Origin of the sequence: Blautia sp. OF03-15BH, from assembly GCF_003463065.1 — a bacterium.
GTDB lineage: Bacteria > Bacillota > Clostridia > Lachnospirales > Lachnospiraceae > Limivivens.
Map to the genome: position 1 here is coordinate 1 of NZ_QSCM01000005.1, position 20,259 is coordinate 20,259.

The 20,259-nt window shown below is 44.7% G+C and carries 16 protein-coding genes, 7 tRNA genes and 1 pseudogene; 22 read left to right on the top strand and 2 right to left on the bottom strand.

Annotated elements, in window-relative coordinates:
- Positions 1–82: 82 nt before the first annotated feature.
- From DXA57_RS07010 to DXA57_RS07040, 7 genes are all read left to right on the top strand, one after another.
- Positions 83–156, top strand: a tRNA-Asp gene (locus DXA57_RS07010).
- Between the two features lie 27 nt (positions 157–183).
- Positions 184–256 (top strand) — tRNA-Val (locus tag DXA57_RS07015).
- Between the two features lie 26 nt (positions 257–282).
- Positions 283–355: transfer RNA gene (locus tag DXA57_RS07020), tRNA-Thr, on the top strand.
- A gap of 42 nt (positions 356–397) precedes the next feature.
- A tRNA-Tyr gene (locus DXA57_RS07025) sits at positions 398–479 on the top strand.
- Positions 480–513: 34 nt separating this feature from the next.
- A tRNA-Met gene (locus DXA57_RS07030) sits at positions 514–587 on the top strand.
- 6 nt (positions 588–593) lie between these two features.
- A tRNA-Phe gene (locus tag DXA57_RS07035) sits at positions 594–666 on the top strand.
- A 9-nt stretch (positions 667–675) separates the two neighbouring features.
- Positions 676–748: transfer RNA gene (locus DXA57_RS07040), tRNA-Lys, on the top strand.
- Between the two features lie 138 nt (positions 749–886).
- Here DXA57_RS07040 and DXA57_RS07045 read toward each other — a convergent pair.
- Complete coding sequence (locus tag DXA57_RS07045) at positions 887–1,900, bottom strand: delta-lactam-biosynthetic de-N-acetylase (protein ID WP_117766011.1); 1,014 nt, start codon at positions 1,898–1,900, stop codon at positions 887–889.
- 155 nt (positions 1,901–2,055) lie between these two features.
- Between DXA57_RS07045 and DXA57_RS07050 the strand changes: the two are divergent.
- The 14 genes and pseudogenes from DXA57_RS07050 to DXA57_RS07110 form a co-directional block, all read left to right on the top strand.
- A pseudogene (locus tag DXA57_RS07050) lies at positions 2,056–2,490 on the top strand (substrate-binding domain-containing protein); the annotation flags it as partial.
- Positions 2,477–2,623 carry a hypothetical protein gene (locus DXA57_RS17180; RefSeq protein ID WP_158571255.1) on the top strand — a complete coding sequence of 49 codons (147 nt, stop codon included), beginning with the start codon at positions 2,477–2,479 and terminating at the stop codon, positions 2,621–2,623. The pseudogene DXA57_RS07050 and the gene DXA57_RS17180, both read left to right, overlap by 14 nt.
- Before the next feature lie 144 nt (positions 2,624–2,767).
- Entirely contained in the window at positions 2,768–3,790 is a 1,023-nt protein-coding gene (locus DXA57_RS07055) for a LacI family DNA-binding transcriptional regulator (protein WP_117766013.1), read from the top strand.
- A 99-nt stretch (positions 3,791–3,889) separates the two neighbouring features.
- Positions 3,890–5,212, top strand: a complete 1,323-nt coding sequence (locus DXA57_RS07060) for an ABC transporter substrate-binding protein (protein ID WP_117766015.1) — start codon at positions 3,890–3,892, stop codon at positions 5,210–5,212.
- A gap of 122 nt (positions 5,213–5,334) precedes the next feature.
- A complete protein-coding gene (locus DXA57_RS07065) occupies positions 5,335–6,234 on the top strand; it encodes a carbohydrate ABC transporter permease (RefSeq protein WP_117766017.1) in 900 nt (299 codons plus the stop codon).
- Positions 6,235–6,250: 16 nt separating this feature from the next.
- Positions 6,251–7,084 carry a carbohydrate ABC transporter permease gene (locus tag DXA57_RS07070; RefSeq protein ID WP_117766019.1) on the top strand — a complete coding sequence of 278 codons (834 nt, stop codon included), beginning with the start codon at positions 6,251–6,253 and terminating at the stop codon, positions 7,082–7,084.
- A 21-nt stretch (positions 7,085–7,105) separates the two neighbouring features.
- A complete protein-coding gene (locus DXA57_RS07075; protein WP_243005734.1) occupies positions 7,106–9,451 on the top strand; it encodes a glycoside hydrolase family 65 protein in 2,346 nt (781 codons plus the stop codon).
- 3 nt (positions 9,452–9,454) lie between these two features.
- Positions 9,455–10,087, top strand: coding sequence for a beta-phosphoglucomutase (gene pgmB / locus DXA57_RS07080; protein ID WP_117766021.1), 633 nt, complete (start codon positions 9,455–9,457; stop codon positions 10,085–10,087).
- A 292-nt stretch (positions 10,088–10,379) separates the two neighbouring features.
- A complete protein-coding gene (locus DXA57_RS07085) occupies positions 10,380–11,513 on the top strand; it encodes a response regulator transcription factor (protein ID WP_117766023.1) in 1,134 nt (377 codons plus the stop codon).
- Positions 11,510–13,234, top strand: a complete 1,725-nt coding sequence (locus DXA57_RS07090; protein ID WP_158571256.1) for a cache domain-containing sensor histidine kinase — start codon at positions 11,510–11,512, stop codon at positions 13,232–13,234. The genes DXA57_RS07085 and DXA57_RS07090 overlap by 4 nt, the downstream gene beginning before the upstream one ends.
- Before the next feature lie 333 nt (positions 13,235–13,567).
- Entirely contained in the window at positions 13,568–15,295 is a 1,728-nt protein-coding gene (locus tag DXA57_RS07095; protein WP_117766027.1) for a hypothetical protein, read from the top strand.
- A gap of 90 nt (positions 15,296–15,385) precedes the next feature.
- Positions 15,386–16,312 carry an ABC transporter permease gene (locus DXA57_RS07100; RefSeq protein ID WP_117766029.1) on the top strand — a complete coding sequence of 309 codons (927 nt, stop codon included), beginning with the start codon at positions 15,386–15,388 and terminating at the stop codon, positions 16,310–16,312.
- Positions 16,313–16,322: 10 nt separating this feature from the next.
- Positions 16,323–17,240, top strand: coding sequence for a carbohydrate ABC transporter permease (locus tag DXA57_RS07105; protein WP_117766031.1), 918 nt, complete (start codon positions 16,323–16,325; stop codon positions 17,238–17,240).
- Between the two features lie 58 nt (positions 17,241–17,298).
- A complete protein-coding gene (locus DXA57_RS07110; protein WP_117766033.1) occupies positions 17,299–18,672 on the top strand; it encodes an alpha-L-fucosidase in 1,374 nt (457 codons plus the stop codon).
- Between the two features lie 36 nt (positions 18,673–18,708).
- On the opposite strand, the gene DXA57_RS07115 is transcribed toward DXA57_RS07110, so the two are convergent.
- The gene (locus DXA57_RS07115; protein WP_117766035.1) at positions 18,709–19,392 is read right to left on the bottom strand and encodes a response regulator transcription factor; all 684 of its coding nucleotides are present in this window, start codon (positions 19,390–19,392) and stop codon (positions 18,709–18,711) included.
- A gap of 195 nt (positions 19,393–19,587) precedes the next feature.
- On the opposite strand from DXA57_RS07115, the gene DXA57_RS07120 reads away from it, so the two are divergent.
- Positions 19,588–20,235 carry a hypothetical protein gene (locus DXA57_RS07120; RefSeq protein ID WP_147345665.1) on the top strand — a complete coding sequence of 216 codons (648 nt, stop codon included), beginning with the start codon at positions 19,588–19,590 and terminating at the stop codon, positions 20,233–20,235.
- The last annotated feature ends 24 nt before the right edge of the window (positions 20,236–20,259 follow it).

The window sequence follows — 20,259 nt, forward strand, 5'->3', positions numbered from 1 at the left end:
GGGTAGGAAAGATTCGGATGGAAAAAATAAATTTCTGTGTGTGGTTTTGAAGGTACATAAGCCTTCAACCGAAAGGTTGGATGGCCCAGTGGCTCAGTTGGTTAGAGCGCCGCCCTGTCACGGCGGAGGTCACGGGTTCGAGTCCCGTCTGGGTCGTTTCATTCGAAAGAATGAAATAAATATGGGGTCTTAGCTCAGCTGGGAGAGCATCTGCCTTACAAGCAGAGGGTCATAGGTTCGAGCCCTATAGGCCCCATATAAAGCCTAAATGATTTCACTTATGCCGATGTGGCTCAATTGGCAGAGCAGCTGATTTGTAATCAGCAGGTTATCGGTTCGAGTCCGATCATCGGCTTGCATTTCCAAAAGAAATGTGTTATAATTAAATAGTTCTTATGGGCGGATTCCCGAGTGGCCAAAGGGGACAGACTGTAAATCTGCTGCAAATTGCTTCGGTGGTTCGAATCCACCTCCGCCCATTTTCAACAAAAGTTGTTGAAACAAAAATAATATCGCGGGATGGAGCAACCCGGAAGCTCGTCGGGCTCATAACCCGAAGGTTGTAGGTTCAAATCCTACTCCCGCAACTCAATGCCCAGATAGCTCAGTTGGTAGAGCAGAGGACTGAAAATCCTCGTGTCACTGGTTCGATTCCGGTTCTGGGCATTTTTCCTTGGGGTATTAGCTCAGTCGGTAGAGCACTTGACTTTTAATCAAGTTGTCCGGGGTTCGAATCCCCGATGCCTCACTTTTATGACAGAGACCTGTAGAGATACAGATCTCTGTTTTTTTTGTACCAGAAATCTAAATCATCTTTGTTTGTAACTGTTCAGGATGTTCATAACAACAGGTCACAGGTCTGCGCTGTTTCGGTTGGTGCTAGGAGTCAGGAGACAACTTCAGAAAGCGGTTTGAAGGTATAGCCCATTTCTTCCCAGCGAGTTAGAAGTTCATCAAGGATTTGAGCATTCGTGGAGGATGTGCTGTGAAGAAGAACAATGGCACCGGGATGGATCCGTTTCAGAAGTTTGTCAAAAGCCTGTTCTTTTGTGGGCTGATTATCCTGATACCAATCCACGTAAGCAAGGCTCCAGAAAAAGGTCTCATAGCCGAGATCTTTCGCCATTTGTAAATTGGACTGGCTGTAGATGCCTTGTGGAGGCCGGTAATAAGGCGCCATTTCCTGACCTGTGATTTCTCTGTAAAGATCCTCCACTTGGCTCAATTCTTTCGAAAAAGCTTCACGAGTGGAGATTTTGGACATATTCGGATGAGACCAGGTATGGTTGCCGACCGTATGACCTTCCGTAAGCATTTGTTTTACCAGTTCCGGATTTGAAGAAAGAAAATTTCCGACAACGAAAAAGGTTGCCGGAGCATGATGTTTTTTCAAAGCTTCCAGAATGGCTGGCGTGTTGCCATTTTCGTAACCGGCATCAAAAGTGAGAAAAATAATTTTTTCATCGGTGTTGGAAACATAGTGAGCATTGCAGGCACTCAATTCTTCTATCGAGGCATTTCCGGTTGGCCGCTGTCCTTCCTCTGGAAAACTTAGTCCCCAGTTGGAACTGGGCAGAAGGAGCGTGTCAAGGAGGGCGGGATCCGAGTCTGCAATGGAGAAACCGGGAGAAGCAGTTTCAACAGCGGAAGGAGCAAGGAGATCCGAAGCTGTCTTTTGGATGGATTCGGCAGAACTTTTTATCTCAGTGCGCGGGGTGGCGGTACCAAAATGAATCTCCTGTCCGGTGACAGACTGAGAGGATGCAGGAAAAAAATGATCCGTGAACCGGGATGCAAGCGATCCTATGAGAAATGCGGAAGCGAGGATTCCGGAGATCTGAAGTGTTTTTTTCAGAGAACATGTGCGGAAGAAAGAGAAAATTTTGCTTTTATGTATCATGAAAACTCCATATAGCGTTTTGCTTTATTCTATGCATGAGAGAAAGAAAATATCCTTTTTCAGTTACGCTGCGAATGCGTGGAGAGCTGATTCACGGAAGACTTGGTTAGCACTGGTTGAAACGACTGCGTTCATGATCTACAACGGCAAAGGAACGTCTGAATGGGTATCTGCGTGTTATGGAAGATTATGAGATTCCATTGAGAAAAGAATATCTGATCGAAGAAAATTACGATTATGCTTCCGGGTATGAGGGAATTCATAAGATCTGGCAGCTTCCGGATCCGCCTACCGCAGTTTTCATAACAAACTATCATATGAGCGTGGGGGCTCTGGCGGCGGTGAACCAGATGAAGATCCGGGTTCCGGATGATTTGTCACTGGCGGCTTTTGATGATATGGAGTTGTGTTCCATTGTGCGTCCCGGACTGACGGCAGTAAGACAGCCCTTAAAGGAAATGATGAAAGCGGCCTGTGATATCCTGGAAAAAAGGATCCACGGAGACTACTCAGATTTCCCGGCAAGGGTCCGTTTAAAAGCAACAATCGTCAATCGGGATTCCATAAAAGACAGGTATGGGAGAAGGTAAAAAATTCCCGTCAAAAGTGTTTGTTCATGCAGGCATGACGCATACTTTTGCCGGGAAGGCTGTAAATGCAGCATTTATGGCGGATGCGCAGGTTTATATCGGCGATCCGCTATTTTTACAGAAAATAATATAGACAAAATGCACAATTTATAGATATAAAATATGTTAAAAATATCAGAAATGGAAATATAAGTACAAAAAGGAATTGACAAAAAAAGAAAGAGGTGCTAGATTGTGAGTACAAGAAACAAAAACGTTTTTGGAGATTGGAGTTCATATGGCAGTATCAATTAGAGATGTGGCGAAGGCAACAGGTGTATCAGTAAGTACCGTATCGAGAGCTCTGAACGGATATAGCGATGTGAATAAAGAAACTCAGCAAAAAATCCAAAAGACTGCAAAAGCTCTTGGATATCAGCCGAATCAAAGTGCAAAGAATCTATCATCGAAGAAACAGAAAAATATTGCAATCATTGATTCAGGTATGATCCTGGAAGATAAGCTTGGCGGTGCGATAACAGGAAATGTGTTAAGCGGTGCATACAGCTATCTGAATGGAATGGGAATTACAGCAGCTTTATATGGGATTGATTCCCAGATGCAGCAGGAGATGTCTTTTGAAGATTTCTGTGACTGTTATAGTATTTCAGGAGTGCTGGTTCTGGGATTGAAAACTGACGATCCTTACATGAAAGAGGTGGGAAAATCAAAAATCCCCTGTGTGGGCATTGATGTGGTATTTGAAGGTGAAAATGGAAAAACCATTGCTACCGATGAAAAGGGCGCATTTGAAGACATTACCAGTTATGTGATTGAAAGAGGGCATCGTAGAATCGCAATTCTGAAAGGTACTCAGAATGCACAGGTTACACATCAGCGGTATGCCGCATTTCAGAGAGCAGCAGAAAAACACGGGGTATCGGAAAAAAATATCACTGTCCTTTTTGGAGAGTTTACGCAGCAGGATTCCTATGAGGCTGTAAAACAGTACATTCAGAAAAATGGAAAAAATGGAGCAACAGCATTTATCTGTATGAGTGACATGATGGCAATTGGTACTACCAGGGCAATACAGGAATGCGGCTATACCATTCCGGATGATTTTTCTGTGACAGGCTATGATGGACTGGGAGTTTTGAATTATATCCATCCGGGAATCACAACCATTGATCAGAATATTTCTGGTAAAGGCTATATAGGAATGAAAATGCTGTATGAAATGGTTCAGGGTGAAGCAGTGGATCCTGTTCTTTACGTTCCATATAAAATTATGGAGCGGGAATCTGTAAAAAAATTTTAAACGATATTTAATCAGCAGTAGAAAAACTGCTTTTTAAATGCATCATACCAAAAACGTTTTTGCAATATTATACATGATATTTATCAGGAGGTAAAAGACATGAAAGCAAAGAGAAGTATGGCATTGACAATGGCAGCTGCTATGACATTAGGTCTGGTAGTCAGCAATGGAACTCTGGCAAAGGCAGATGATGTGGTTGAGATCAAATTCCCGACTTACCTTGCCGGTGAGAATGTAGGCGCTAAATTTTTCCTTCCCGAAGTTGAGCGTTTCAATGAAAAGTATGAAGGAAAATACAAAATCACCGTTGAAGAAGTTCCGCAGGCATCTTATGCAGATAAGATCAAACAGCTGGCTCAGCAGAACAAGCTGCCGGTGCTGGTACATGCTCCGGGTTCAGGCGGAATTGATACCCAGTGGTTCAAACAGGTAATCCTGGCCAACGATATGGCTTACGATCTGAGTGATTTTGCAAAAGAAAATCCGGATGTCGCTGCCAACTGGGTAGACGGATCTGTTGACTTCTGTACAGTAGACGGAAAACTGATCTGCAAACCGCTGTCCGTTATCAAACCGGTAGGTCTTTTCTACAACAGCAGCATGTATACTTCCGATAAAGATATCAAAGATATGAGCATGGATGAGTTCATGGAAAGCCTGGGCGACAATAAGATCGCGTTCCAGACAGCAGAGAATGGCTGGACTTCCGCACTGCTGCTGGCAGCACTCATTGGAAATGAAGAGGGTGGAGCTGATCTTCTGAACAACAATACAGATGAAAAACTGTATGACTACACAGCAGAGCCCTTTGTAAACGGCGTTGCAAAACTGCAGACCCTGCTTGAGAACAACGCATCCTCCAACACCATCGGAGCTGCTTACGCGGATGCTGCCAATGCATTCATGAGCAAGAATGCTTCCATCATTTGTAACGGTTCCTGGATGTCTACGGAGTTTGATGCAAGTTCCAGTGATAAATGGAGCAACGACTTTAGCGGTGATGATGTAAAAGCAACCATTTATCCGGGAAATATCGCCCTTACAAATGAGAGAAACTATGGTGAGTTCTGGGTTTCCAACAATGCAACGGATGAAGAAAAAGAAGCAGCAGAAGCTTTCCTGGCCTTCCGTGATTCTCAGGAAGAGATCGAAGCTCTGCTCCTGGCTGAAGGTGGAACTGCTCCGAAGCTGACTTATACAGATGATTTTAAGAATAAACTGAAAGAGAACAGAATCTTAAGCGAACTCTCCGAGAGCATGGACGAGAATACGAAGTATGTGGCAACTCTTGGTGATATCTTCCCGGCTTCTGTAGCTGATACAGAGTTTGGTAAACTGCTTCCGAAACTGGCTGATGGTACTCTGACTCCGGAAGAATTCTGCCAGGAGCTGACCAAAAAGGCAGAAGAAGCAAAACAGTAACAGAGAAGTGTACTAAATAATAAAAAGTGGCTGCCTGAAATGCAGGAAATCATTTTGTGGCAGCCCTTTTTATACATATGCGTCTGTGATCAAAGCAGTCTGTTGGAGAGGAGTGCGAAATTTTGAAAAAGTCAAAAAAAGTGGCAGTAAGTAAACTGGAACAAAAAAATTATAAATGGATCTATCTTTTCCTGCTTCCGTCAATTCTTATTTTCCTTATTTTTTATCTTCAGCCGATTATTACAGTGTTTTATACGTCATTGACAAAATGGGACGGCTTTAATAAACCGGTTTTCATTGGATTCAAAAACTACATTACGATGTTTCAGAATGAAGCTTTTCAGATTTCACTTCGGAATATCATTTTATGGTCGATCATTGCAGCAACCTTGCATGTTGGCTTTGGTGTGCTTGTTGCGTTTATTCTTTATCAGAAACCAAAGGGATGGAAATTTACGAGAGCAGTCTTTATGGTGCCGAATGTTATTTCCGCAGCTGCCTGGGCTATGATTTATAAATTTATCTTCAATGATGATATGGGTATCCTGAACAATATCATCCGTAAGTTTAATCCCGACTTTCATGTGCAATGGTTCTTTAGTTCTCCTTATGCTTTCTGGGCAGTGACGATCACATGGCTGTTCTATGCGGTTATCGTTACTCTGATTGTTTTAAACGACCTGATGGCAGTTCCGGAAGAATTGACAGAGGCAGCCAAAGTAGATGGAGCAACGGGCTGGCAGGTGATCACCAGAATCCAGCTTCCTCTTTGCCGTAATGCTATCGGAACCGGCATGATCTGTTCCATTACCGCCCGTGTAGCCATGTACGAGCAGATTGCACTGACAACTGCAGGCGGACCTGGAGACGATACCATGAGCCTTCCGATCATCCTTGTAAAATCCATTCAGGATATGAAGTACGGATATGCGAATGCAAACGGTGTTATCATGTTTATCCTGGGACTTATCACTCTTGCGGTGATCAACAAAGCGTTCCGGATGAATGAGAGTGTTTATTAAAGGGGGGCATATTGTTATGGATAAGGCGAAAAAAATAGGTATCAAAATTTTTGTCTATGCGGTTATGATTTTTACAATTATCATATCCATTTTCCCGATTATCTGGGTAATCATGTCAGCATTTAAGACGAACGCGCAGATTCTTTCCAGTCCGTTCTCCCTGCCGACTCATATCAGTTTTGATGCATTTGCATATATTTTTGAAAAATATAATTTTGTCCAGTACTTTTTTAACTCTGCAATTATCTGTATAACAGCAACAGCAGCATCCCTGATCATTTTTGCGATGGGCGGCTACGTGATTGCAAAATTCAAATTCCCGGGGAAAAATCTGATTTTTGCCCTGTTTACCATCACACTTCTGGTACCGGGACAGTCAAAGGCACAGCCGTTGTTTTCACTGGTCATGAAATTAAATCTTTATGACAATATCTGGGGTGTGGCGCTGGTTTACCTTTCCTTCGGTCTGGCAATGTCCATGTTCATCCTGAAATCTACTTTTATGTCGATTCCGAAATCCCTGGATGAGGCGGCTTCTCTGGAAGGAGCAAACTTTTTTGACATTTTCTGGAAAATCAATCTTCCTTTGGCAAAAAGCGGACTTGCGACAGCAGGAATCCTGATGTTCCTAAATAACTGGAATGAATATTTTTATGCGTCCCTTTTGACATCCTCTGATGCAAACCGGACACTCCCCCTGGCTTTACAGTTCTTTACAGAAGCTTTTTCTTACGATTACACAAAGCTGTTTGCAGCCCTTACAGTGGTGGTTCTTCCTGGTATTATCCTGTATGCATGTGCACAGGAACAGGTACAGGCATCAGTTGCAGCTTCCGGCGTAAAAGGATGACAGAATAATTGGAGGTTTTAAATGATGGGAATTATGAAATACGATGCAGGATGTGGAGAAAATAAAAACTGGCTGGTGTCAGAGTCTGCATTTGATGAGCGCTATCTTGGAAAATGTGAAGCACTTTTCGCACAGGGAAATGGCTATCTTGGCGTGAGAAATGCCCTGGAGGAAGCTTATACCGGTACGAAAAAAGACATGTTTGTGACAGGTACTTTTAATAAAGCTTCGGAAGAGGAAGTGACAGAGCTTCCGAATGTTCCGGATATGACAGGAATGAAAGTCGTAATCGATGGCTATGCCCTGAACCTTTCCCAGGGGAAACTGCTTTCCTACAGCCGGGTTATGAACCTGAAAAACGGAGAAACCATCCGTGAATTTTCCTGGATAAACCAGAGCGGGATCACAGTAAACGCAAAATTCCGAAGAATGGTTTCTTTGGCAGACGAGCATGTGATGGCTGCCAGCGTAGATCTGACGATTGACCGTGAAGCTACTGTCAGTATTGAGACAGGTGTTGACGGCAGTGTGACAAACAGTGGAGCACAGCATTTCGAAGATCTGAAGAGAAGAATTTACGATGGCCGTGAAATACAGTATCTGTCAAAGACAACACAGTCAGGTGTATGGATCGCTGAGCATGCAGCCTGCAAGATCAATGTTCCGGCAGATGTGCTTCCGGTCATGGAAAGAAGAACACTGAATAATCGGTATACTGCAAAACTGGCTGCCGGAGAAGCTCTTCATTTTGAAAAATATTCCGTAGTACATTCTTCCAGAGATATGGCTTATGAAAAAACAGATGCAGACAAGATCGAAGAAGTTCTGAAAGCGGATGGACGGAAGGTTCTTCAGGAAGCAGAGAAAAAAGGCTATGAAGGACTGCTGAAAGAAAGTACAGAGGAATGGAAAAAATACTGGGAAAAGAGCGACATTACCATTGAGAGTAAAAATGATTTTGATCAGCTGGCTGTCCGGTTTGCACTGTATCATCTGAATATTATGGTAAAACATGATGATAACCGTGTGGGAATCGGCGCAAAAGCTCTGACAGGAGAAGGATATAAAGGTCATTCTTTCTGGGATACGGAAATGTTTATTCTTCCTTATTTCACCTTTACACAGCCGGAGACAGCAAGGACTCTTCTGGAATATCGTTATCGGAACCTTTACGGAGCGCATCTGAAAGCGAAAGAAAATGGCTATGAAGGAGCTATGTATCCCTGGGAATGTGCCTGGGTGGATGACGGAGAGGTAACTCCGTTGTATCTGGGAGCTGATGTAGTAACGGGAGAGGTGTCTAAAATTCTCACCGGTCTGATCGAGCATCACATCTCTGCAGACGTTGCCTATGCGGTGGAACAGTATTATCTGGTAACCGGTGATCAGGATTATATGGATCGCTGTGGATATGAGATCATCCTTGATACGGCACTTTTCTGGGCAAGCAGAGTGCAGTACAATGAGAAACTTGACCGCTATGAGATCCTTGATGTGATCGGACCGGACGAATACAAGGAGCATGTGGATAACAATGCCTACACCAATTACATGGCTGCTTACAATATGAGACAGGCTCTTGCAATTATAGAGGAGCTTCCGGTGGAAAGACCGGCAGTCTATGAGCGTCTGGATCAGAAGCTGAATCTGGCTCATATAAAAGACAGGATTGAGGCATGTATTGACAAGCTGTATCTGCCGGAGCCGAACAAGGATGGTATCGTACCTCAGTATGACAGTTATCTGAGTCTGAAGGAAATGGATCTTTCCAAATACAAGGAGTCCAGTGAGGTTATGACCATTTATAATGACTATAATATGGAACAGCTGAACCAGTATATGGTTTCTAAACAGGCTGATACGGTAATGCTGCTGTTTCTGCAGGATACCCTGTTTGACGAAGAAACCAGAAAGAAAAACTTCATTTTCTATGAGAACAAGACCCTTCATGATTCTTCTCTGAGCAAGTGTACACATGCAATCCTTGCAAATGACCTGGGAATCAAGGATATGGCTTATAACCTCTATGAGGGCGCACTTTCAATCGACCTTGGACCGGAGATGAAATCCTCCAATGAGGGAATCCACAGTGCTTCTACCGGTGGAATCTGGGAGAGCACCGTAATGGGCTTTGGCGGCGTACGGATGGAGGGCAGTGCTCTTCGGATCGCACCGAAGCTTCCGGAAAACTGGAGCAGGCTTGTTTTTCCGCTGGTATGGCAGGGACAGACACTTAAAGTAACAGCAACAAAGGATTCGGTTTCTGTTGAAAACTGCGGAGAACAAAAAGTTGAAATTTTACTGGGTGAAAACAAAACCGTGATCGAACCAAAAACAACCAAGACACAGAAAACAGACGGGAGATAAAAGATGAACTATAAGGGGATTATTTTTGATCTGGACGGAGTCATCTGTCATACAGACAAGTATCATTATCAGGCATGGAAAAAGCTGGCAGACCGGTTGGGCATCTATTTTGATGAAACGATCAATAACCGTCTTCGCGGTGTCAGCCGTATGGAGAGTCTGAATATCATTCTGGAAAGAGCAGACAAGACCTATACGGAGCAGGAAAAGGAAGCTTTTGCAACCGAAAAAAATGAAGTTTACAAAGAACTCTTAAAACAGATGACACCGGAAGAGCTGAGTCCGGAAGTAAAAGATACACTGGAAGAACTCAGAAACAGAGGCATTCTGCTTTCCATTGGCTCTTCCAGTAAAAATGCCGGTTTCATCCTGAACCGTCTGGGACTGGGAGATTTCTTTGATGCAGTTTCTGATGGAAATAATATTTCCCATTCCAAACCGGATCCGGAAGTATTTCTGAAGGCAGCAGAGTTTCTGAAGCTTCCGGCTTCTGAGTGCCTGGTGGTAGAAGATGCGGAGGCAGGCCTTCTGGCAGCCAAAAACGGAGAAATGGACAGTGCAGCCATTGGGGATGCAGTGAAATCTGATCTTCCGCAGTATAAACTGAAGACATTTTCGGATCTGTTGAATATTTAACCGAATCAAGCAAGTCCCCTGCTTCGATTGCGCAAAGCAATAAGCAGGGGACTTGCTTGTATCAGGAGTGGCTTGCACCACTCCTGATAAGCTGCAAAGCAGCATTCGGTTATGAGCAAGTAGCGAAGCGGATTGCGAATATCCGCTTGACTCACGTTATTATCAGGGGAGCCTGTGGTATAGGATGATACCAGGGCTCTCTTTTTGTATAAAAAACTTTCTTTTCTTAAAATATTTAAAATGCTATAATGAAAAAAATGCGTAAAAATAGAACGGAAAGAGGGGGAATCAGATGTATCAAGTACTGTTTGCGGAGGACGAACTGCTGGTGCGGCTGGGATTACAGAATTCTATTGACTGGAAGGCTTATGACATGGAATTGGCGGCCCAGGCAGACAATGGACTGCAGGCCTATGAGCTTTTTCAGAAAGTGCGGCCGGATGTGGTGATCACGGATATCCGGATGGAAGGAATGGACGGTTGTGAACTCATTGAAAAGATCCGGCAGCAGGACAAGGAATGTGCGATCATTGTAATTTCCTGTCTGGATGATTTTGAAATTTTGCGGAGAATGATTCCATATAAGATCATCGGCTATATTCTGAAAGCAAGCATGACGATGGATGAAGTGAATGAAGTCTTGAAAAAAAGCACGGAATATTTGAAAAAAATCGGTCGGGAGGGTAAGAAGACCGATCCGGAGAAACGGAGCCCGGAAAAAGAGCTGGAAAAGTATCTTCTGGGTGGTTCTCAGAAAACAGGGATTCCCGATCAGAAAAAAATAGAAAATCTGCTGGTCTTTTCTTTAAAGGAAGAGGATCAGGAAAAAATAAATGGGCTTGCCATGGAATTTGTTTATGACCTGGTGCGGCGTCAGCTGAATGAGGCACTGATTGTGAAGACCGGAGAAAAAGAATTCTGTGTTTTTTCAGAAAAGATGCAGAAAAATCCGGAGGATATGATCAGTCGGGTGAATCATTCCGTGGAAGAATTCCTGGGCGTGCGTTTCCGGGTGCAGAAGGGAATGAGAAAGGAAGGGGAAGATCCGAAAGATTTCTATCTCCGGGTGAAAGAAAAGCAGCCGGGGGCGGGAGAAAATGGATCGTACGATCAGATAATCGTGGATGCGTTCAGTTATATGCAGGAGCATTATCAGGAATCCTTGAGCCTTACGGATATTTCTTCTGTACTGGGGATCAGTTCCAGCTATTTTTCCCATCTTTTTAAGAAGCAGACCGGAAAAAATTATGTGGAGTATTTAAATGAGATACGGCTGAAAGCAGTGATGGAGGATCTCAAAAACAGTGATTTCAAGATTGCGGTCATTGCGGAAAAAAACGGCTTTCACAATTTCGAATATTTCAGCCGCTTCTTTAAGAAGGCGACCGGACTGTCTCCGGTGAAATGGAGGCAGGAAAACAGATGAAACTGCTGAACAGGGTGAAATGGCGGCCGAACTGGAAGACAAAGTGGTTTCTGTCGATTTTGTGTGGAGTCCTGCTGGTGATTCTGATCCTTTTCGGGACATCCTATATGTATCTGATACAGAAGCTTACAGCGGCCAATGAAAAAACTTCCCTTATGAGCTTTCAGGAAACAGAGAATGGGTTAAAGGGAATGATGAAAAATGCAGAATATTATCTCTCCCAGTTTGTCAATAACGAACTGGCCTGGGAGTATTCGGCGAACACCTATAAAACCACTGTTGAGAAGTCCGTGGCAGTTCAGGAGATCGTCCAGAAATTTGACCAGATGATGTACGCAGACACGAATATCTATGGCTTTGCCATTTTAAGCGGCAATGGCCGGAGTGTGGTTTCCACTACGGAAAAAAAGAGCCGTACTGGCGTCATGGAAATCGATGAAAAGACAAGTGCTGTACTGGAAAAGTGCAAGGAAAGCTATCCTTTTGTGAATTGGATATCAGGGGAAAGTCTGGATGTGGGAAAGACGGAGACTTTTTATTGTATGGTCAACAGACCGGTTCTTCTGGGTATTGTGGCTCTTGGTGAAGCGAAAGAAACGGAGGGGGACAGCTATCTCTGTGTGGCTCTGGATGAAAGAAAAGTCAGTCAGAGCTATGGCATGGTTTCCTACAATGGCAGCCGGGCAGTTCTGGTGGATGAGAATGGCAGGATCATTTCTTCCACGGATCCTGATTATCTGGAAACGGTTTACCGTCCAAGAGAGGAAGAACAGAACATCGAATACGATCTCTCCTATCATAACTGGAAGCTGGTCAATATGATTCCCAAGGATGAGTATCTCCGGGAAGCCAGAGGGATTAAGAAAACAGGTTTCCTTCTTGGTGGGATTGCTTCTCTGGCCGTGCTTTTTTTCTGCCTGATATGGAACAGGAAGTATACGAAGCCGATCCAGATCCTCATGGATCAGATGGAAATGGTGGGAAAGGAGCAGCTGGATATTGAAAATCCCGAGAAAGTAGGCTGGCCGGAACTCGATCACCTGAACGAGGAATTTTACCATACTGTCCAGAAGCTGAAAAGCTATATTTCCAGACTTCAGACAGCGGAGCAGGAGAAGGCCAGAGAAGAACTTCTGGCACTCCAGTATCAGATCAACCCGCATTTTCTCTATAATTCTTTAAATTCCATCCGCTGGATGGCGATGATGACGAACAATACAAAGGTGGCAGATTCGCTGGTCATCCTTTGCAAGGTCATCATGCCGATCTTAAGGAATCCGAGCTTTACCTGGAAGCTCAGCGATGAACTGGATTTTCTGGAAAATTATATCAAGATGATGCGGATCCGCTACGGGAATGAGATGGAATACCATTTACAGTGTGATGACGGAATCCAGGATGAGGATTTTCCGCGGTTTATCATTCAGCCGGTGATGGAGAATTGTTTCGTTCACGGAAGCAGCTCCGCGGAGGCGCGGCACATTTATCTCCGGATCCGGAAAACGGAGCGCTTTGCCATTGAAGTACAGAATACCGGCTCCTTTCTGGAAGCGGAAAAAGTGGCAGAGGTCAACCGGAAGATCGCTGAAGGAACGCCGGATGGTGAGAGTATTGGTCTTTGCAATATCCGGAAACGGCTGAATCTCCTGTATGGTGAAAAGGGCGATATCTGGCTGGAAAGCAGCCCGGAGCGTGGGGTATTGGTGTATATCTGTTTTTAAGAGAACAGAGGCGTGTCGGAAGGCATGCAACTGTTCTTTTTTTATTGAAAAAACGGAGAGTGTGTTACAAATTTTGGCAAAGAAAGGTAAGGTGCGAAAATACAAAATGATTATCTGAAATATACAAAATCACGAAAATCACTTGACTTATTTTTCGATTTCTATAAGAAAAATCTAAAAATAAGTCTAAAAAATAATCGAATCATAAAAAGAACATAAAAAATGACAAGTAACTGGAAAGAAAAATCATTCCGAATCCGTCATTTTTTCGATAAAATAAGTCCATCACAAAGCAGACGGGCGTAAGACCCGATCATGAAAGGGAGGAAGACTATGAAAATGAAGAAAGTGGTAGCTATGGTAAGTGCACTTGCGATGGCAGCAGGTCTTTGCACCAGTGCGGCAGCAGACGAAGCAGCAACAGACAGCGACCTGTCTGAACATGTGGAGATTACCATTGGCGGTATCAACATGGGTTCTTCTGACACCAAAGAGGGGTGGCCGAATGAGGTTGTTCAGAAACTGGAGGACAAATTCAACGTAACCCTGAGTCTGAAAACTTACGATAATGAGAGCCTGAATCTGGATCTTTCCGGCGGAAACACGACAGATATCGTTCAGGTCAATGATGCCAACATTGAGGGTGTCGTAAAAGGAAAACATGCAGTGAACCTGGAAGATTACAAGGACATCGCTCCAAACATCTTCTCCGACAACATGAACTTCCGCAATGAGCTTATGAAAACTTACAAGAGCAACGGTGATGACGTCCAGTATTTCGTGACTCCGCGAGTAACCTTCGACGGTGCGGAAGCAAATTATGGAACTGTTCTGAACAATGGTTACATCGTTCGCTGGGATCTTTACAAAGAGATCGGCTGCCCGGAAATCAACAACGATGACGATTACATCGAGGCTCTTAAGAAAATGAAAGAGATCTATCCGGAGACGGAGGATGGACTTCCCGTTTATGCAATGAGCGCTTACAACGATTCCCATCTTCACGCTTACTTCTACAAAGGCTGCCTGGCTGAGGGTTACATCAACCTCGAAGGTGGTATCTATGTACAGAATGTAACCACCAACGAGCTGGTACCGGACCTCTATGACGAGGGTGTGGAAGGAGATACTCCGTTCTGGTCTGGCATAAAATTCTACAACAAACTGTACAGAGAAGGACTTCTGGATCCGGACTGCTTCATCACCAAATCTGAGGATCTCAAAGAGAAATACAACAAAGGACAGTACCTTGGCGGAAGCGTGAACTGGTACTACGGAACCTACAATGAGAATCAGAGAACAGCAGATCCTGAGACTCTGAAAGAGTATGTGACTCTTCCGTCCTACCTTGGATGGGGCAACGAGAAGAATCTGGGCGGATGGTTCGGTAAATACTTCTTCGTATCCTCTCATTCCGAGAACGTTGAGCGTGCAGTCATGATTCTTGACTACCTGCAGAGCGAAGAGTTCTCCAGAGACATCGACTCCGGTGTTGAGGGAAGATGGACCACTGATGACAGCGGAAAACCGTCTCTGACTGCTGATACCGTTGCTATGAAGACAGACGGAAGCCGTCTGGACGAGTGGAAAGCTTCTGGTATTGGTGAGGGTGACCTTTCATCTATGTGTGGTCTTGATTACTATAATGTAGCTTCTGACGGCGGTCTCATCGACCTCTGGTATGATGAGGATATGCTGGACGACAGCATGACCTACGCTGAGAAAGATATGTGTTCTACTCTGGGAATCGACATTCCGAGTGACACTCTGAAAAAACGTGTAGAGGCTGGTACAAGCATTGATCTTGGAACTGGTATCAACGCAATCCAGATGGGTCTTCCGACTACTCCGAAGAACATCGTTCGTATCGACAGCAACTGTGAAGAGATCACAATGAGTGCAATCCCGAGCCTGGTACAGGCTGCCTCTGATGAAGAGTTTGAAGCTGCAAAAGCAGATCTTATCGCTCAGCTGAAGGATGCAGGGGCAGAGGAATCCGTTGAATGGTGGAGCAATGCATGGGCAGAAGCGAAAACTACCATTGAGGGAATGACCAAATAAGACATAAAAAATTTATTCAGGCGCTGCTGTATATGGAGTAGAAATCCTGCAGCAGCGCCTGCTGTATGAAAAGAGAAAGGAGAGGAACAGATGGCAAGATCAAAAACCGTCACAGTGGCTCCTGCGAGAAAACCGAAAAAGCAGTATAAATTATTATTTATGGTACTGCCTTTTATGGTGATCGTTCTGCTGTTTAACTACGTTCCTATTTTTGGATGGATTTATTCCGTATTTGACTATGTTCCAGGTGTGCCGATCCTGGAGTGTGACTTTATGGGGCTGGATTACTTCAAGATGATCATAAAGGATGCCAACGTCATACGGGCACTGAAAAATACTTTCATTTTTGCAGGAATCAGCATTATCCTGACTCCGCTTCCGATGATCTTTGCCATTCTGCTGAATGAGATCAAGAGCGGACCGGTAAGAAAATTTGTGCAGACGTTTACCACTCTTCCGAACTTCATCAGCTGGGTTATCATTTTCTCCCTGGCGTTCTCTCTGTTTTCCACAGACGGCCTTATGACCAGCGTGATTACAAAGATCACCGGTGCAGAGCAGGCACAGTCTGTTTTAAGCTCCAAAGGCTCCGTTTACTGGTTCCAGACGTTCCTGGCCCAGTGGAAGACCCTGGGATGGAACTCCATCATCTATCTGGCTGCCATCGCCGGTATCGACCAACAGCAGTATGAGGCCGCAAAGGTGGATGGAGCCGGATATTTCCGCTGTGCATGGCACGTTACCGTACCTGCTATGATGGAGACTTATGTGGTACTGTTTATCCTGAATGTCGGTAACTTCCTGAATACTGGATATGAACAGTATATGCTGTTTAAAAACGCTGTTACCGCTCCGGCTATCGAAGTTCTTGACCTCTATGTATACCGGATCGGTCTGGAGAACATGGACTATTCCTACGGTGTGGCCATCAGTATTGTGAAATCCATCGTCAGTGTCGCCTTAGTCGTAATCGCAAACATGGTAGCAAAGAAGATCCGTGGTAATACGGTGATCTAGGAGGGATAGCATGAAAAAGAAAAATAAAATCCAGACTTCAACGTCCCGGAAAGTTTTTATGGTGTGTGACTATGCCCTGTTGTTTCTGATCACACTTGTCTGCATTTACCCGTTCTGGTATATCATCATTTATACCTTCAGCGAGGGCAGCCAGGTGGATGTGAATCCACCGGTATTTTTGCCCAGAGGCTTTACACTTTCCAATTATAAAGATATTTTTGAACTGAACGGTTTTTTCCATGCGGTTCTGATATCAGTATTAAGAACAGTCATAGGAACCGTGGCTTCCGTGCTGTCCTGTTCTTTCTTGGGATATCTTTTTACAAAAGAGGAAATGCCTTTCCGTAAATTCCTGTACCGTTTCCTGATCCTCACCATGTACATCAGCGGCGGTATGATTGCAAGCTACATCGTTATGAAGTCTTATGGACTTCTGAACAATTTCTGGGTATACATTCTGCCTATGATGATTTCTGCTTACAACATCGTTCTGATCAAGACCTTCGTGGAGCAGCTTCCGGCTTCGCTGGAAGAATCTGCAAGACTGGATGGTGCCGGATATCTGACCGTATTTACAAAACTGATCCTGCCGCTGTCCAAGCCGATCATTGCAACAGTAGCTGTTTTTGTCGCAGTCGGACAGTGGAACTCCTGGTTCGATAATCACATTTATACCAGAGGAAATGAGGCATTGACTACACTTCAATATCTGCTTTATAATTACCTTAATGAGGCGCAGAGGCTGGCAGACCAGATTAAAAATACGACAAATGCAGCGGGAATGAGCCAGCTGGTATCGAATTCTATTTCTCCAAAGGGAATTCGGATGACGATCACGGTTCTGGCATCTCTGCCGATCTTCATGGTTTACCCCTTCATGCAGAAATATTTTGTAAAAGGTATTATGGTAGGTGCTGTAAAGGGCTGATGGATAGTCAGATCCTGAAGGGTGATATTATTTTGTGGGTTTTAAGGAGGAAAACAGCATGGTGAAATTTTTAAAGGAGGCGGCGCAGGTAAAGCCGTCCAAGAAGCAGCTGGACTGGTTTGAAATGGAGTCATATGCATTCATCCATTTCGGTCCGAATACATTTACAGACAGAGAATGGGGACAGGGAAATGAGCCGGAATCCATTTTCAATCCCACCAAACTGAACTGTGACCAGTGGGTGGAGGCCATCAAGGCAGCAGGTATGAAGGGAATGGTGCTGACGGCAAAACATCATGATGGTTTCTGCCTGTGGCCGTCCAAATACACAGAGCATTCCGTAAAAAACAGCCCGTTTCAAGGGGATGTGGTAAAAGAGGCAGCAGAGGCCTGCCGCCGGGGTGGAATTAAATTTGGTTTCTATCTTTCTCCCTGGGACAGAAATTCCAAGTATTACGGAACACCGGAATACAACGATTATTTCTGTAATCAGCTGACGGAACTTCTGACCGGATATGGCGATATCTTCTATGTATGGTTTGACAATGCCTGCGGCGAGGGTCCGAACGGAAAGAAGCAGGTGTACGATTTTCCGAGATATATCGAGCTGATCCACAAATATCAGCCGAATGCAGTGATCTTCAATGACTATGGACCGGATATCCGCTGGTGCGGAAATGAGGCAGGTGTTGCCCGTCATGCGGAGTGGTCCGTTATCCCCTCTGAGCTCTGTTTCTACAGTGATGTGCAAACCGGTCCGGGTCCCATGGCAGAGGAGGGAAGCCTTTCTTATCTCTACAATACGGAGCAGGAGCTCGGAACCATGCCGAATATTCTGTATTCCAAGGGTCTGACCTATACTCCGGCAGAAATCAACATGTCGATCCGTCCGGGCTGGTTCTGGCATAAAAATGAAGATCCGCATTCTCTGGAACGTCTGTATCATACATACCTTACCAGCGTAGGAGCAAATTCCTGTATGCATCTGAACCTGCCGCCGACTACGGAGGGACTGATCGATGAGCGTGATGTGGCAAGACTGAAGGAGCTGGGCGAGCTGATCCGGAAGGAGTTTGGAAAAGAGCTTCCGGCAACGATCGAGAAAAAAGCAGACGAGCCCAAGACACAGCCGGTTTACACCATCACGCTGGACTGTCCGGTCAAAGAACTCAAATATGTGGTTCTCAAGGAGGATATTGAAAAAGGACAGAGAATTGAGAGCTTCCGCATCGTTGCAGAGTTCCAGAGCGGCAGTCAGTACCCGCTTTACCAGGGTACCTGTATCGGGCACAAAAAGATCTGCCAGGTACAGGATCCCTTCGCTCTCCAGAATCCGCTGATCAATGATTCTGACGAGACGATCTCCAAACTGAAGGTACAGGTGACTGCGGCAAGAGATGAGGCATTTATCAAAGAAATCAAGGTATATTGAGTACAAGAGGCCTGTCACATGAAAATGTGGCAGGTCTTAGTTTGTAGATTTCCGGATATGGGATTTGTAGCCGAGACCGCGGATGGTAACAATGGAAAAATCTTCTGCATTTTGGAAACGCTTCCGAAGGCGGTTGATATGAACACTGACTGTAGCCGGAGTAGACTCGGAAGCAGGCCCCCAGATGTCTTCCATGAGCTGCAGGCGGGTAAACACCTGATTTGGATAGGAGAGAAGCTTGTAAAGCAGACAGAATTCTTTCTGTGGAAGGATCTGCTCCCGTCCATTTGTGGTGACGGAGAAGGTGTCGTAATCCAAGACGGTGTTTCCAATAGCAAGCTGGTGTTCGGAGACGATTTTTGCACGGCGGAGAAGGGCTTTGATCCGGAGGGTGAGTTCTTCGGGATCAAAAGGCTTGGTAACATAGTCATCCACACCGGCGAGAAAGCCTTTTTTGATGTCAGCAGGTTGTTTTCTGGAAGAGAGCATGAGGATGGGGAGGTCATTTTTACAGTCCCGAAGGAGTCTGGTAAGGGTGAGACCATCCGTGCCGGGAAGGGCCGCTTCCAGCAGCATCAGATCAATGCGGCATTTTTCGAGGGTATGGAGCGCTTCTTTGACATTATCAGCAAAAAAAGTCCGGTAGCCGGAATCTGTAAGGAGAAGAGAGAGCCCTCTTTTTAAATTTTTATCATCGTCAACGATCAGGATCTGGAACATGAGCCCTCCTTGAAAAGAGAATTACGGAACACTGCGGCTGAATAGTTACAATAACAGTATCTTACCACAGAGAGGAAGTCTGGTCAAAAATATCACAGAAATTCACACTTTTTTTAGATTCGAACCCAGGAAGTTTAAAATCTGTTTAACTAAGAAAAGTAAAATATGACCATATATGTTTTCGAGGAGGATGGTATGGAAAAGCGGTACGAATCAGATATGACCCGGAAGGAAAAAAGACAGAATGAGCTGAAAAAGCTGAAGAGCATGACTTTCAAACAGAAAGCCGCATATATCTGGGAATATTATAAGGGTGTGTTTGCGGGGATCATCATTGCCTGTGTGATCATTTCCATTGGTGTGCAGATGTTTCAGAATTCACAGCTGAAGTCTCTGCTCTCTATTGCAGTGGTGGATTCCAACTATAACCATGACGAGCAGGTGGAAGCTTTACAGAATGATTTTCTGGCTTATGCAGGAACCGGGGACAAGCATGAAGTGGTGGATGTGGACACCTCTCTTCTTTCCGGAGATGATTATAATGCAGTAGTCAAGATGACGGTAGTCATGGGAGCCGGAACAGCAGATATGATGTTCTGCGGAGAAGAAACTTATAAAAAATACAAGCAGCAGGAAGCTTTTTTGAGCTGGAAGGAAATCCTGGGGGACGATTATTCCAAATATGAGGAATATATGACCGATGATGGCAGACTGGATCTGGAGAAATGTCCAAACTGGGAGAAATACAATATGGTTTATTACAGCCCGGTCTATGCGGTGGTGATGTCCAGCAGCAAGAACCTGGAAAACTGTATTAAATTTCTGGAAATGATGGTGCAGTAAGCAGGATGGAAGCCTGTCTTGCTG